Source organism: Undibacterium sp. GW821-FHT11B02, assembly GCF_058808955.1.
The window spans coordinates 364625-381077 of the sequence record NZ_JBXASD010000007.1 but is presented as its reverse complement, the minus strand read 5'-3'; the positions used below and the strand labels follow the sequence as shown (position 1 = coordinate 381077).

Sequence of the window (16453 nt, the reverse complement as noted above, 5' to 3'; positions counted from 1 at the left end):
ATGTCACTTGCAAGTCTGATGGTGCATTGGTGATGTTGGCCGCGACGGCTAAGGTATTGTTGGTTTCATCAAATTCATCAATAGGATGATAGGTATCAGTATCCGTTTGGACCACCACATAAAGCCCGGAAACAGAAGGCCCCAGGCGAACGGTGTCGCTGACGGTATATTGTTCACCATTGCCGAGCGTGCGGTCTTGCTTGTAGTCACCCAGCAGCCATTTGACTTTGGCTTTACTGAGATCTGCATTGTCGCTGAGCCAGACGCTGTCGCGCCATGTGCCGCTGACTGAACCGGCGACGCTCTTGACGGAGTAGTTGAAGCTGAAATCAGTACCAGCGACGATATTGTGGTCAAAGTTGACGGAAGCCACCGTCAGGTCAGGCTTGGTGACACCCAGGATGTTAATGGCCCTGGCCTTGAAGTTGTCACTTTGTATAGCAGTTGGATCGTCCGGGTTGACGTTGGATGCCAGTGTGTCTTGCGGGATGACGTTATAGGTATCGGTCCAGACGGTCACATTGTATTGACCAGAGCTGATATCGTCCGGCAAGCGCACAGACAAGTTACCCAGATAATCTTCCCCCACACCCAATAAGCCGGTGTGGCTGACCTGCCCCAGCAGGATATCGCCTTTGTTGGGGGATGGCTTGCCTGCGCTCCTGGTCAGCCAGACGGTGTCGGTCCAGCCATTGACACCGCTGCTGTCGCCACGGGTGGCGGCTTCGCCCTTGTTGGTGACTTTGTAGCTGATATCAATATTGGCACCAAATGAAGCTTGATCCGGGGCGACGACATTGCTGGTCACCAGGTCAGCAAACGGGACTGGTTCGATATTGATTTTTTTGACAGCGATGTTATTGGCTTCGTTAGGGAATTCTTCTATCTGATTATCCACATCGGCTGCCACAAGGATGTAGGCATCACCGCGATACCGCAGCGGTATGGTGAAGCTGTTCAACTGGCTGCTGTAGCTGTCACCTGGTACCAGTGCCTGTGCGTTGTCGATTCTGCCCAGCAAGAGTGAATTGGCATTTAACTTGCCATCCAGTGACAGGTAAACGGCATCTGTCCATTTGCCTGAAGTCGCTACGGAACCGGTATTGGTGATCGCAAAACTGACACCGGCGTTGTTGCCTGCTTTGAGGTCACCGACCACGGTGATCTGACCCGCATGCAAATCGGGGCGTGGTGTCAGGTCAACCTGAATCTGGTTGCCAGACAAGGTGACGTTGTTGGTTCTGGCTGTGCCGTATTCATAAATCTGTGTGCTTGCATTATCGCTGCCCAACAGGCTGTTGGTGGTGACACGGACGCGATAGGCACCTTCAATACGCAGCGGCAGGCGGATTTCTTCTTTTCTGGTGTAGCTGATGCCGGAGTCCAGACCCTGGGTATAGGTGTAGCTGCCCAGAGAAATCGCGGCACCATCACCTGTGATAGGTACCAGTTCTACGGTGTCGGTCCATTTACCGCCAGCAGGCACGACGCCTTGATTTTTTACTGTCCATGCCAGATCAACCAGGGCACCTTCTTGTGCATTGGGTGGCACATCAATTGCGGTGACGGCCAGATCAGGGGAGCTGGACAATTGCACCGGTACGGTCACTGTGGCGGTGTTGTTGTCTATGTGGGTAAATTCGAACGGGCCGCCGGTTTTGACGTTGATGTAGTAGTTGCCTTCAATACCGTCTGGAATATTGACAGTTAAGCTGCGGGTGTAGCTGCCGTCAATGGCCAGTTGCCCTAAATGGGCGGAATTCGCCAGATCATAACGGGTGCCAGTACCATCCGGGTTGCTGCTTAACCAGATGCTGTCTGACCAGTTGCCGAGATCGGTAATGCCGATACCGCGATTGGCTACCGACCAGGTGACTTGCAAAGGCTGACCACTGCTTGCGGGGGACGAGGTGCTGACTGATTCTACGCGCAGATCGGCATAAGGCTTGGGCATGATGTCCAGCGCAGTGGCAGATTCGACGGTGTTATTGTCTTTGGCGTCGTTTTCCCAAACCTTGCCGTCTTTATCCACTTTGACAAAGACATGGCCATGACGGCTGAGGCCATCCTGGTTCAAATAGGTCACGGTTCCGGTATAGCTGTCGCCCACTTGCAGGCCACCTGTGTGTTCTACGGTGCCGAGTATCATATCGTCGCTATTGCCGACGATATCATCACTGGAGTAAATCACCACATCGGTCCAGGAAGCGGTTCTGCCCGCGCCTGTACCCTGGTTGATGACGCTGTAGTTGACGGTGACGTTTTGTGAATCACCAATCACCAGGCCTGGATTAGTTACCGATTGAACGGCCAGGTCGGCGTAGCTGTCCTGGGCGACATTGATGTTGATGTCGGTCTGGTTATTGTCACGGGCACCGTCTTCATTGATGGCATTGTCGGGATTGGTGACAATAATGAGGCGGTATTGGCCCTGGCTGTCGACAGGCAATGTGACATCCAGGCTGCCAGTGGCACTGCCGCCGGACGCAATGAGGCCATGCGTCAGTTCGCCCAACTTAATGTCATCGGCACTCAGGCTGCCATCGCGTGACAGGTAGACGACATCACGTACATTGCTGGCGTCGGCTGTGCCGTTGTTGCGGGTGGTCCAGTTCAGGGAAATGCTTTCGCCGCCTTTTAAGACGCCGCTGGCATTGAGTGTGTCTACTGCCAGATCAGGGCTGACGACGGTGATCTGGGTGGAGCCGACATTGTCTGCTTCGTTGAGTTCAGAAATATAGTTGGGTGCATCGGCCACGACATCCAGACGCCATTGACCGACGGGCACATTGCTTAGGCTGAAACTCAACTGGCTGGTGAAGGAATCACCTGGGAGCAGTTTTCTGGTGGTGCCAGGTGAATTGGCGATGGTGATGGACTGGCTAGGATCGGCGATATTGACCAGGCGCAGTTGTTCTTGGGTCCAGCTGTCTGCAGTGTCATTGCCGCTGTTTTTAATGGTGTAGTTGACTTGTACAGTCTCACCTATTTTCCAGACCTGGTCACCGCTGACGGCAGTGACCGTCAGGTTCGGTTTTGGTTGCGGTGAAATCGTGGTGGCTGTCAGCGCTGCAGCAATATTGTTGTCGGTATTGCCTGGTTCGTACGCATTGGCGAAGGCATCGGTTTTGACGACGAAGTAATATTGCCCGGTGACAGATTCTGGCAGTGTGACATCCAGTGCGCCGGTATAACTGCCACCAATATTGACGGCACCAACATGGGTCAGGGAACCCAGCAGCACAGCGTCGCTAGCCAGCGTTGGTGTGGAAGACAGGTAGACCTGATCGACCCAGCGCGTTACGTCGGTTGCCAGGTTGCCTTTGTTCTGGACGCTCCATTCGACTCTGCTTGGGCGACCGGCATAGGCTGTAGCCGGTGCGGTCGTGACGACTGGTACCAGGTCGGTGTAGGTGGATGCAATGGCGACCGGGCCGGACAGGCGCAGGTTGTCTGCGCGGGTATCGGGTTCTAACACGGCACGATTGACATCGGTGATGACGGCAAACCGGTAATTACCGGTCAGGCGCGCTGGTATATGGACGGTGGCCGACTGGGTGTAGCTGTGATTGACATCCAGGGATGCCGTATATTTGACGTTCGCCAGAACAATATCATCACTATTGCCAGTGATCGCATCACTGGTCAGTATCAGCCGGTCTGTCCAGGTGCCGGAAGCCGGTGCCGTACCGGAATTGCTGACTACCCAGGAGATGACGACATCATCACCAGAACTGATATTGGCCGGTATGGTCAGGCTGCTGACGTTCAAGTTGGCATAGTCGTGGGAAGACGAGTTGAACTGGCCGCTGGCGGTGTTATTCGTCTCTGCATTACCCAGCAGATTGGTTTCAAAGATGCTGCCAGCACCAGAGGTATTGCTGTCGGCGACGATGCTGACATCAAATTGGCCACTGCCTGTCAGGCCTTTTGGTAAAGCCAGTTTGATGGAGCGGACGCGGGAAGCACCAGCGGCAAGGGTCTGGCCTGCATCTTCGGGGAAGCCGATCGCGGTGTCGAGAATGACGCTGCCAAGGGAACCATCAAGATTGTGTTGACGTACCACTACCCGGTCTTGATAACCTGCAGGTGCCGCAACTGCACCGTGATTAACATCTTCCCAGACGACGGTGACCAGATCACCGTCTTTGATGCCGGTTTCCAGAACGCCTACATTGCGTACCTGCAAATCCGGACCGACAGCGAATGTCTGTTCACCGACATTGTCACTTTCCAATGCGCCGGATGCATCGTATTCTGGTACTTGCGAATTGGCGTCAACAATGACGCGCAAGCGGAAACTGCCGATGGCACTGATGCCACTTGGCCAGGTGATATTGGCGCTACGAGAGATGTGCGTGCCACTTGCCAGATTCTGATCAGCAAAGCTTTGGGTCAGGTCAGCAACGGTAACACCGGTGGTCAGGTTGACCAGTTCCACGCGTTCAGTCCAGGCACCCCAGGCACCACTTGCTGCGGCATTGCCGGTGTTGGCGGTGGTCCATTGGATGCTGACCGGGTCTCCGGCCTGCCAGTTTGATGCAGGCGACATACTGACATCGCTGACCTGTAAATTCGGATACGGTGCCAGGCTGCTGCTAAAGCTGGTGGTTGCCAGGTTATTTTGCGCGGCATTGCCGGTTTCTTCCTGCACATTGTCGGAATTGGTTTCGATGGTGACTTCGAGGTCACCTGCACCAATAGGGCCAACCGGCAGGCGCAGGGTTGCTGTCCTGCTGACGGATGCACCTGCTGCTAGTGGGCCATTGTTTTGCGATTCCAGATAAGGCACGTTGGCCTGCAGGACGATGTCACCAGTATGCTTGTTGCGCACCAGCAGGCGCTCGTTAAAGTCACCAATAGTCGGTTTATTGCCGTTATTGACGGTCTGCCAGTTGATGCGGATTTCGGCACCTGACTGCAACGGGGTGTCTGCCGCCACGGGAGCTACATTGACATTCTGTACTGCCAGGTCAATGCCAGTTACGGCGGTATTGTCCAGGTCAATGGTGCGTGGATTGGTTTTTGGGTTAACGAATACGGCCAGGGTGTAAGGAACAGGCGCATCAGTGCGTTCGCGGTCTTCTACATCGATGGTGTATTTGCCGGCGACGGTGGCAACCAGTGCCACGTCACCCAGGTCACCATAGGCGACCTGGCGGCCATAGGGATCGACCACGCGGACGTTGGCTGTGTAGTTGTAATGCCAGCCCCCTTTTGATGGTTCGTAGACATAGCTGCGTTGTGCCAGGTCGCGGAAATCAAGATAAATATTGTCGCCCGCCTGGGCGTTAATACTGTAGCTGGTGGTTTCGCCTGATGGCAATAAGCGCCCTTCCACAATTTGTGCATTTACCAGCGGCGTTGCGGCATCGGCATCCAGCAGGCGGAAGCCAAAATCGGTGGTCGCATTACCATTTCCGTAGACCGTGAGTGTGTAGGTTCCTGGTTTTAAATTGAAGTCACGTGCACCGGTGTCATAGCCATCTGTGTCTGGCAAGCCCTGGTTTGCCAGGTTACCATCGCTGTAGGGGCCATCCAGACGCCAGGCGACAGAACTGCTGGTGACCATGTTCAAGCGGTCAAACTGAACCAGCTTTGCCTGATCCAGGGTGAACGTGAATGAGCGGCTATGCTGCCCCGCCGGTAAGGTACCGGTGACGGTTTGTCCCAGGCTGATGTTGCGGGCAGCGCTGTTGGAGGCTTGGGTCAGTTGGAATGCAATGCTGCTGTCGGCGCTGTTGCTGGCGTTAGCTGGATTATCCAGCAGCAAATAGACAGGTGCCGTATCTGTGACTTCATAGACGGGGTTATCCTGATTGACATTGCCTTGTTGCAGTAACTGACCAAACTGATTGAGCAAGCGCCAGTTTCTGGTGGTGTAGTTACCTGTTCCCCCCTGGACATTGAGGCTCAGTTTGTCGCCTGCTACCGCATCTATTTTATAGGCAAGCGTTGCAAAACTACTCAGCGGTGTGCTGACTGACTGTTCCAGTTGCAGGCTTAGGACCTGGCTGTCATTCAAATTACGCAGCGTGAAATCGTAGTTGCTTGGGTAATTGCTTTGCGTAATATTGAGTGTGTAACGCCCTGCTTTGAGGAATTGTGCTTCGCCATAGCTATTGGATTTGAAGCTGACGCCATTGGCGTCGGTAATCTGAGCACTTTGATAAATGGCATTGCCATCAGGCTTGACATTGCGGTCCAGGTACCACAAGCCGGACTCACTGATTTCAAACGGGAAGCTTTGCGTTTCGTTGGCATTGATTGTGCCCGATGCGCTGAAGACGGAAGTTATGGTGTCCGGCACGTCGGCTTCACCGATGGTGGCGGTCAGGGAATAGGCGTTGGATGGCACATTCGACAAACTGTCGCGATGAACCTTGACCAGGAACACGCCGCCATCGCCAGCAGTGATATCAGCATCTCCACTGGAAGGATTCCAGGTTGCCAATACGTCGCCTGTAGTGGTGCGTATTTCAACAATCCCACTGCCAGCCCATTGCTGGGCAGACAGATGGATATGGTCTCCATTACGTGCTTTGATGGACCAGACAGACAGGGTGTCGTCACCACTAGGCATGCTTAATGTCTGCGCAACGCCACCTTGTCTTTCCAGGTTTTGTGGTGCAGGTATCGAGGCCACGGTGAACTGGGTTGTGCCTTCTGCTGCATCTGTATTATTGCTGATGCGTACAAAATAGTCGCCGGCATCCAGGAAAGCATCTGCTTTGCTACTGCGGTCTGCGACGACATTACCGTTGGGCGCCACAATTTGCACTGTTGTGTACTGGGAGTTGATACTGATATCACGCAACTGTACCCAGGCTGCGGTATCCAGGCGGAAGTGATAGCTGTACTGGTCCTGGCGGGTTGCCATGGTGACCGATATGGGCTGATTCCAGACCAGTTCAGCCGTTGCTGCTGCGGGTTGCCTGAGGTTCAGTTCTATGTGTTGAGGAACATTGGCGTCAGTGGACTGTTTGGCGAGGAGGTAGACCCCACCTGTTTCTGGCGTAGTAAAACTGATGGAATTCTCATTGCTCCAGGCATTGCGAATGGTGCGGCCAAACTGATCCACGATAAGGTATTGCAGCGCATCCTGCCCATCAACCGGGCTGGTAAAATCCAGATTGTATGCACGGCCAGGTTGGGTATCGAGCTTGAATAATCCCAGGCTACGCCCCGCCCCCAGGTCTGCACTCAGGGTGCCTGGTGTGCTCTGGGCGATTGCGGCATCGGTCAATGACAGCAGTTTAAAGCCGAAATCGCCCGTATTTGCACCTGCAGCGCCCACATTGATGGTGTAACTGCCGGCACTGAGTGTTTTCAGGGCATAGCCAGACTTTTCGGACAGCGGCAGATTCAGCAGATTGCCTTGCGGACCTGTCAGGGAAAGATAAGCCTCACCACCCATCGCATCAATCACAACGATGGTGTCATGATCCAGTGTGAAGTGGTAATGATTGATGTCGCCGGGGTTGGTGATAGCGGCATTGATCTGGTCGCCGACATGGATGTCGGTGACGGGTTCGGCGATATTGCCTATATACACGGTACTGGTGCGGGTTGCGGCGTCGCTTTCAGTGTCGCCTGTCAACGCAAATATATAGTCGCCATCAGTTGGCAGAGTGATTTGTTTTGATTGGTCATTATTTGAATATTCCGTACCGGAAATGACTGTTTTGCCGTCAGGGCCAATCAAATCCCAGCGCTGGCTATTGGAAACACCGCTGATTAAACGGGTATCGATAATGATTTTCTGGCCAGCATTACCGTGCACACGCCACGCTGTCGTCTGGTTACTGTGTTCAACCGTAACAGGGGTAACTGTATCAAGCGGAAGTGCGGGTAAGGCACTGACAGGTGTCGTAGAGAAATGGAAAGCACCGGGCGCATCCTGACTTGGGATAAACTGTAAGTTGTATTGTCCGGCATCTAAGCGATATGCTGCTCTTTGCACGAATGCATTATTATTTCTTACACCAAAAACACTTGATGCAATATCAGTTCTCTGCAGGACGACCGTGTAAGCACCACCGCTGATATCAAACCAGACGGTAGTGGGTTCGGTCAAAGTAAAGAGATAATTTTTATTATCTGCAGGAATGTTGAGAGAGTCACTGACGGCACTACCGAGCACATAATTATCTTGTTCAATTTTGCCTTCGGTGAGGGTAAAATCCACGCTGCCATTCAAGCCAATTTGCCCACCATGTGCGTACATTTGTATCGTGTAAGTACCACTTACTGGGGCGGTAAAGGCGATGCCAGTCTCTGGAGCATCATTGTAATTGCGTGTGAAGTGCCTGATCGAACCATTGGAAACGGGCAATCCATTTGAATCAACTACCTTGTAGAAAATCTCTGAATTATATTGAAATGGAGTAGTCGCATCCAACCAATAGGTCCTGCCAGCTTCGCCAGCGATATTGATCACTTTATCCGGCGCACCATTCGTCCAGTTGACGGTTGTGGTATCGCCAGTCTTGATTGCATCTTTATTTTGCAGTGGCTTATTGCTAAACGAAAAAGCGACAGGCCACTGATTCCCCCAATAATTCGACACGCGCAACGTATATGTGCCTGCAGGAATACTAAACGCATATTGCCCATCATTTCCTGAGCCTGCATTCAGGCTGGATATACTGTTACCAAATGCGTCAACCAGACTATATTGGGCAGCATTAGTCAAATCAGACAGGGTGAATTCAGATGCCGTGTCTGCCGTGAAGGAATAGCTATAGGTTTGGTAACTGCGCAGGAATTGATTCTGAACAGTTTGTCCAAGTGGCAACGGTGTAGCAACATTCGATTGCTGGTTAACCGTAAACCGAAGCGCCGTGCCACCTATCGCATCAAACGCATTGCGCGCCACCAGCAAAGTATAGTGACCGCTATGTGCAGGGGTAAATTGCAGGTCCTGATTTCTGGACGGATCACCCTCCCAGACTTTTACTCCGGCAGCATCATACAGACGGAAATAATTACCCAGCGACGCGCCAGCCAGACCAGTCAGGAATGTGTCACCATTGGCCACGAGGTCTATGCCGAACAGGGCATAATTTTGATCTGCAGCCATATCTACACTGATCTTGTCGTCTGACAGAATTTGCTGCGACTGACCAACATTAACTAACTTGAATCGCGCAGCACCACTACCATGGCTTAAGCTCATTTGGTAATGACCAGCAGGTAACCATTTGACTGGCGTTTTCCAATTGCCGTCCCGTGAACCATACACATTCAGGTTCCCCGAAAACGGCTCACCTATATGGCCATTCGCCTCTACCCCACGTGGCCCGGTAAGGGTCCAGTCCTGGTAATTCCCTTCTTGCCATTCAAGTGCAACCCAGCCATCGGTGGCGACATCGAAGTCATAACTTTGGGTTGGCAATTGCAAGGATTCAGGTGTGTTGACCTGGATCGGCGTGCTATCAACACCGGAATTGGATGCAGGCTGACTGGATACCAGTAATTTCGCATCTTCACCGGTATTGGCTACGCGATGTACCATCACATACAAATCGCCATTTGCCGGCATGGTTTTTGAAACGCTGTTGGGCAAAGTACCACTGGACAGGAATGTCGCCAGCCCGGAACTGTCAAAGGTATCAAGGGCATTGAATTCAAAATCGGTACTGGTGGAGAAATGAAGTCCATCAGTAGATAAACCAGCAGATGCCGTACCGCCCAGCGTTCCAGCTACGCGGTACCAGGTAGTTTCACCCACTTGCATCTGTTGCAGCGAGGCGCTGTTACCATCTGTAAGAGGTGTCGCAGCGACCAGCGGCATTAAACGCACAGAGGCGGACGACGCAGGGTCAGAACCATTCGTCAATACCAGCGTGTAATGGCCCTGTTCCAGATAGATCACTTGATCATTGTTGCCAATGACGGAGGATAAATCGTCCAGATAAATTTTGTTGCCGCTTGGACCGGACAATTGGGCGTGGGTGCCCAGGTTGGCAGTCAGCGCAGCGAATGCCCAGGGGCCGCTTTGTGTGACATCAAAACTTATTTCGGCAGCTTGATTAGCTGCATTAAATGTCGTGCCTATCGTGGTCGGTGCCGCTGTTGCCAGTACTACCGATGAAGGCGGAATAGTTGCGGCTCCGGACGCCGGGCTGGTATTGGTGGTGATGCTGACGTCGCTTGCATCATTGGCTTCATTGTTGATACGTACAATATAGCGGCCTGTCTTTTGGATTGCTACCGTACCTGCGGTGGCATTGCCAACAAGTTGCTTGCCATCTGGATCATACAGGCTGAATCGCGTCTGATTTAATGCATCTAAGCTGAGGCTCCAGTTGTCACCTGCCGTTAAATCCTGATAAAACAGGTTGCTCGGGTCATGCGCATTGAGATGCACTGGTGTTGCGACATTGCCTGGCAATAATGCGGCGTTACGTGAACTCAGTACACGAACTTGGCTAATCGAATTGCTGGATTGGAATAAATCAAATTCATATTCGCCCGCAGCTACTTTATACGCATCCGTTGAATCGGAGGCTAAATAGCTACCATCTGCACCATTCAGTCCCAATTGGATAAAGTCACGGGTGCTAGGGTGAGGGATTTTTGTATCAACAAAAACCATGCCATCTTCTGGCACTGTTACGTTGTAACGGGACGTGTAATTGATATAGTTGGTATCAGGCGCAAACCAGTCATCAATGTTGATACGACCATTGTTCTGGGCCGGTGCTTCGTTAGGCGTGACCTGGGCAGACACGGTTAAGGCAGATTGTGCACCTGCGCCAATACGATTCGTCAAGACGACATAGACCGGACCAGAGAGATAGTTTTGTGTGACATCAACGATTTGGTCACCACTGACGTCATCGATACGAGTATTCACACTCAAGGACTGCCCCGCGCAATTGTAGGCACGGACATCGTAGTGATGGCTGCCGTCTTCGGCATGAAGATGCAAAGTAAGCGTGTCTTCCGGCGTCACATCAAGCTTGAGTACAAGGGCCTGACTATCCGCCAGGGCACCCAGGCTGGTGCTGACATCTGCTGTGACAGGGACGGTTTGCAGCGCGCTGAATTCGAGACCGAAATCGACCAAGCCACCAACTCCACTCTGCCCCTGCATTCCGCCATTGTTTTGCACCAATATCTGATGCTGGCCTGCGGTCAGGTAAACAGAGACCGATGTGCCATCAAAGTTTGAGTACATTTTTCCGGAATTCAAATCTCCCGGGTTGACTGGGTCGAGTGACCATGCGCCAGAATGATTATCAATGGTGACATCGGCAGATTTGATGTTCCACCAGCCCGTTTGCGAAACGGTAAAATTGACGGTGCGATATTGTCTGCCAGCGATACCTGGAATCTGCACATCAACGGGTGCGGCATCGCTGATGGTTCCGGCATCAGCCTGGCTAATATGGTTGGACGATTCAATTTTAAAATTGATTGCAGCAGCATCAGCACTGAGCGCTGGATTTCTGTAAACCGCGATATAGCAAGTCTGCCCGGGGTTGACTGCCCAGCTTTGTCTCTTCAGGTTACTTAAACTACCACTGTCAAGGGGATTACCAAAGCTGTCAAATACGGTGTATAGCTGATCATTGGCAATATCAGAATTGAAATCATAGTCTTTTCCGATCTCAGCATCAAAACGGAACAATGCCAGGTTTTGACCTGAAGAGAAGCTGCTGGTATTGACCTGATCAGGGACGATAGCTTGCGCGCTATCGCTTGTACGTACTGCAAAAGAAAAATTGCTGGCCGTGTTTGCAAAGCTGAGTTCATAGTGACCGGCGGGTGCCCAGCCCAATACCAATGGGCCATTGTTGCCGTCAGCATTAACCACAGGCAAATCAGCCTGGAATTTGCGCATGGCACCTGTCACCACAATCGAATTCGCCGTGGAAGCAGGATATTCTACAAACAATAATCCATCATGGGCAAGATCAAAACTATAGTTCGCTTGCGCCTGAGCACTCGCACCTGTCGTAATCAATTGCCCGACATCGATAGGTGTACCAGCAGGTTGTGGTGCTATCACTGCCGCTGTGCGGACAGTTGTTAAACTGAGGTTTTCATTGCCTGTCGCTGCAGCAACGCGGGTAACACGCACAAACACATCGCCTTGTGCCTGTGTCTGATTAAACTCCCCCGTTGCTGTAGTGCTGCCACTGGACGCAATACGGCCATAGCGATCAAAAGCCTGGACGCTGAATTCGCCATTTTGGGCGTTGAGGGTGTAGCTAAAATGGTCTTGTGGCGTGGACGCAAGGCGATACACCGCAGATTCACCCACTGCCAAGGTCGGCAAGTCAGTAGCGACATTGTCGGCCAGTGCCTGTGCGGTCTGTACTGAGCTGGCATTGACCGCATAATCACCGGTTGCATTACCTGCTTGCATGTCGAGTTCATAGTCGCCCGCAACCAGGTAGGCAGGAATGGCATCCGTGTTTTGGGCTGCATTCAGGGAATGCCAGTCTATGGTGCTTCCATTTGGTCCAGTTAATTGCCATTGTCCGTCATTCAAACCGGTAGCTGCCTGGAACATCCAGGTACCGGACTGTGACACATGGAAGCTGTTTTTTGCGACCTGTCCAGGTGCAACAATGGTTCCACCAAGTTTGGCGGTCGCTGTGTTGTCCAGCGTTCCATTGTCATGGGTGGCATTTGTCCAGGTTTGTACGGTCAGGTTTCCAGTGAAGCGTGCATTGTTTCTTATCGCGCCGCCGAGCCACAGGTAATAATCACCGGTTTGAGGCAAGGCAATCGAGGCATAATTGCCATTTCCTAGCTCACCTGCTTTGACGATATGACCTGCACGGTCTGTTACCTGGTAATGTGCCACAGCGTTTGGCTGGTCGAACTGGGCGTGAAAGCCAAGATTCGAATTGGCATCGGCATGCAGTTTATACACACTGTCTTCATAGCCGGATGTTGACCCGACAGGAATGATTTGCCCATCACTCACATTGGCAGGTGCTGATTCTTCGATTGACAGTAATTTGAAATCAAAAGAGCTGGTATTGCGGTCTGATGCTGAAAATTCGACGCGATAACGCCCTGGTAATACCGCTGCAGGTGGTAAGTCGTTTTCATCCCGGCCTGATGACCAGCCTGAGATAACTTGTCCCTTGGCGTCCAGCAAGCGCCAGTTGATGTTGTTGAGATTGGACAACTGATCCCATTTGAGCCAGCCGCTTTGCGTCACATCAAAATCAAAATCGGCAGCGGAACCAGGGGTCGGCAAATCAACATGATAGGTTTGCCCTAATACGCCGGCGACAACGGGAGGTGTTTGCTGATACAACTGAAATGAAAACGGTATCGTATTGCCTGGCGACGCAGCTTCGATGCTGACCCAATATTTACCTGTTTTGCTGGCAACGATGCTGTTGCTATCCTCCCAATAAGCACCATTCTTTACTACGCTGGCATCGGGGCCAAAGATGCGCCAGTTCCAATTGGAACCCGCGCCATGCGCGAAATACAGTCTGTCCCCTGCCTGTACATCAATCGCATACAGGGCAGCCTGGGTGGATGGGTTTAATTCGCCGCTGACCGTTGCATTGGCCTGTACTGGAATGGCCGCTTCTTCACCCAGCAGGCGGAAATGGTAATTGCCAGTCTTGCCTTGCTGCGCGTTGACGGTCAGGTGATAAGTGCCTGCATTCAGGTCGAGGAAGTTATCATTGCTATCTTCAAGGCCTCTGTTTGAAAACAGGCTTTTGACACCATCATCGAGTTGCCACTGGATTTGATCGCCCTGCACGCCGTCGAAGAAGAAACGGGAGCGTTCTTTGACGACGAACTGATAGCTATCCTGCTCACCAGGCTGGACGATACTGCCTTCAATATCGTGCACGCCAGGCAAGATGACATCGGCATAACCAGTCACTGTCTGCTGGGAAACCACATCGCCCTTGCCGTCATAGGTGGTCAGGGTGCGGACATCCCCTGCATTTTTAAGACCATCTGTCAATTGAGCAAGTGTGCCTTCGGCTCTCAGTTCAACACTGACTTTTTGGGCGTAAACGCGCTTTTCAGTGAGTTGTTTGGCACCGTCATACAGCGATTGAGTTAATACGCCGCTGGCATCAAGTGTAGCGAGCAGCAAGCCATCGCGGTCGTAGAAGTTGCGTGTACGACTGTCTTTAGCCGCATCTTTTACCAGACCAAGATCGGCTGCAGCCGGGCTAGTACCCAAACTGCTGGTGTCAATGTGCGTGAAATAAGAAATGACTTCTGTCAGTTGGGAGGTGCCGTCATAAAGGTTTTCTGTTACGGTGCCGTTGCTGTCAATTTTATACACCAGACGGCTGGCACTATCAAACACTTGCCATGTGGATGTGTCGGTTGCCGTAGATGCAGGTCGCAGGTCTGCAAGATTCAGGTTCTTCGGCTCGCCATTTGGTCCTGTGAGGGTCGTCACATCCAGTGCGGTGGCGTACAGATGTGTCCTGGTCAGGTCGCCCGCTTTGTTGTAGCTGAATTCAGTCAGTTTGCCAGCACTGTCGATGGTGGCAATGTTATGCCCTGCATCATCGTAAAACTTCCAGGCTTTTGCGCCACTTTGGTCTTGATAGGAGGTAACCTGTCCTGCTGCATCATAGTTATAGCTGGCAACGGTCGCTGCGCCGTCGGTTGCTGATGTGACGAGGTGGCCAAGGTTGTCGTAAACATTGACAGTCTTGACGCCTGCTGCATCGGTCAGTGTGACGCGTTTTGCGAGGTCGTCATATTGATTGACCGCAGTGGCCTGATTGCCTTCCGTGACACTCAGGACGCGGCCCAGACCATCATAGGCATAGGTGGTTTGTACGGCAGTCGCCACATCCAGTTTGGAAAGAAGATGACCCGTCTGGTCGTAGACGTAGCGGGTTTCTGCCTGTCCATCTGCTACACCATCAAATGTGGAATTTACCTGAACTTTGGCAAAACGAATGACGCTGGTCAGTTGACCATGGGCGTCGTAGCTCATATCTGTGCGCAAAATATCGGTCCGGCTTTGCGCCTGGCCATCTTTGCCATGGACCAGGTTTTGTACCATGGTGTTGATGGCATCGGCAGTTTCATTGCCGGTAAGGCTGACGGCATCCAGCGACTGGCCGGTATAGGCCAATGCGGTAATGCGCTGGCCCTGGGCGTTGTAGCGGTATTCGGTGATACGTCCTTCTGCACTGACAATAAACCGGAGCAGTTCACCGCGGCCAGATGGCGCGGGTGCGTAGTAGTAACGTGTGGTGCTGCCATCAGCAGGCAATGCCGGGCCTGATCCATCGGTATCCGCGGTCAGGTAAATGGTTTCACTGCGCAGTTGTCCAAAACTGTCGTAAGCGCGGCTTACGGTGTTGCCATTGGCATCGCGGCTGGAAGTTTGGTTGCCTTGCTCATCGTAGGTCATTTCATTTACATGACCGTTTTCGCCGGCAACACTGAGTAGATTGCCGTTTGCGTCGTAATGCAGGTCGGTGTGGGCTACGGACAGATCAGACAGTGGCTGGTCGATGGCGATCAGTTTACCGTCTGGTCCATAGGTCAGCACGGTGCTGTGATGCAAAGGATCATCAATGGTCGTTATGCCGTTTCCGAAGTCATAGGCAAAACGGGTGATGCCATGCTGGGCATCTTCAATTTGCGTGACGCGGTAGTCGCCTGCAATTTGTTCATAGGTGAAGCTGAGTTGCGACCCATCGTCCTGGGCGATGCTGGCCAGGCGCTTGCTATCGCCGTCATAGGTATAGCGGGTGCTGTAAACGCTGTCGGTACCACCCTGCACGCCTGGTGCGATGGTCAGAGTGACTGTGGACAGCCGGTTCTGGGTGTCGTAGACGTAATGCACGGTGCTTTGGTCCAGCCATTGCCCGGTCTGATCCTGATAATCGGTGACCACTGCGCTGAGGTTGTTGCCGTCATATTGATAACTGGTTGCTACGCCATTGTCTGCCGTTGCCTTGGAGAGTAAGCCGTTGGCATTGTATTCGTAGCTGACGCGATAGCCGAGCTGATCGATGGTAGCCAACAGGCGTCCGCTGGTGATGTCGTAGGATTCGGACAAGCTACCATCGCCCTGACTCCAGACCAGTTGGCCACCATCGATGGTCAGGGTGCTGTTAACTTCGCCATCCTTTTGTCCGGTATATTTTTGCTGTGCATCGTCCCAATGGAAGGTGACTTGCGAGCCGTCAGCATCGGTCTTGACAACACTGCTGCCAGCAACGCCAATCTGACCTATGACATCCAGGCGCTTTGCATAAAAACCTGTCAGCCAGTTATCGCCATTGTCGTCTGTAAATTGGCCGTTGCTATTGTAGGTACGCAAAACACCGAGGTCGAGGCCATGGTCGAATAATTGGAGGTCCTGATTTTGAACAACTAAATTGCCATTCTTGCCGTTGACGTAAACACGTTGTCCATTTCGTCCAATCTGGGACTGACTCAACTGGTTCTTTTGCCCCAGCAAATTCAATGCATTCAA

At 52.4% G+C, this 16453-nt stretch carries 1 protein-coding gene (only partly in view); it reads right to left on the bottom strand.

What is annotated here, in order from left to right; genetic code table 11:
• A protein-coding gene (locus AC1RVX_RS17510) for a tandem-95 repeat protein (protein ID WP_493217867.1) crosses the window boundary here: on the bottom strand, positions 1–16453 show its beginning. It extends 22364 nt beyond the left edge of the window; the window shows 16453 of its 38817 coding nt (coding positions 1–16453); it begins with the start codon at positions 16451–16453; the stop codon falls past the left edge of the window.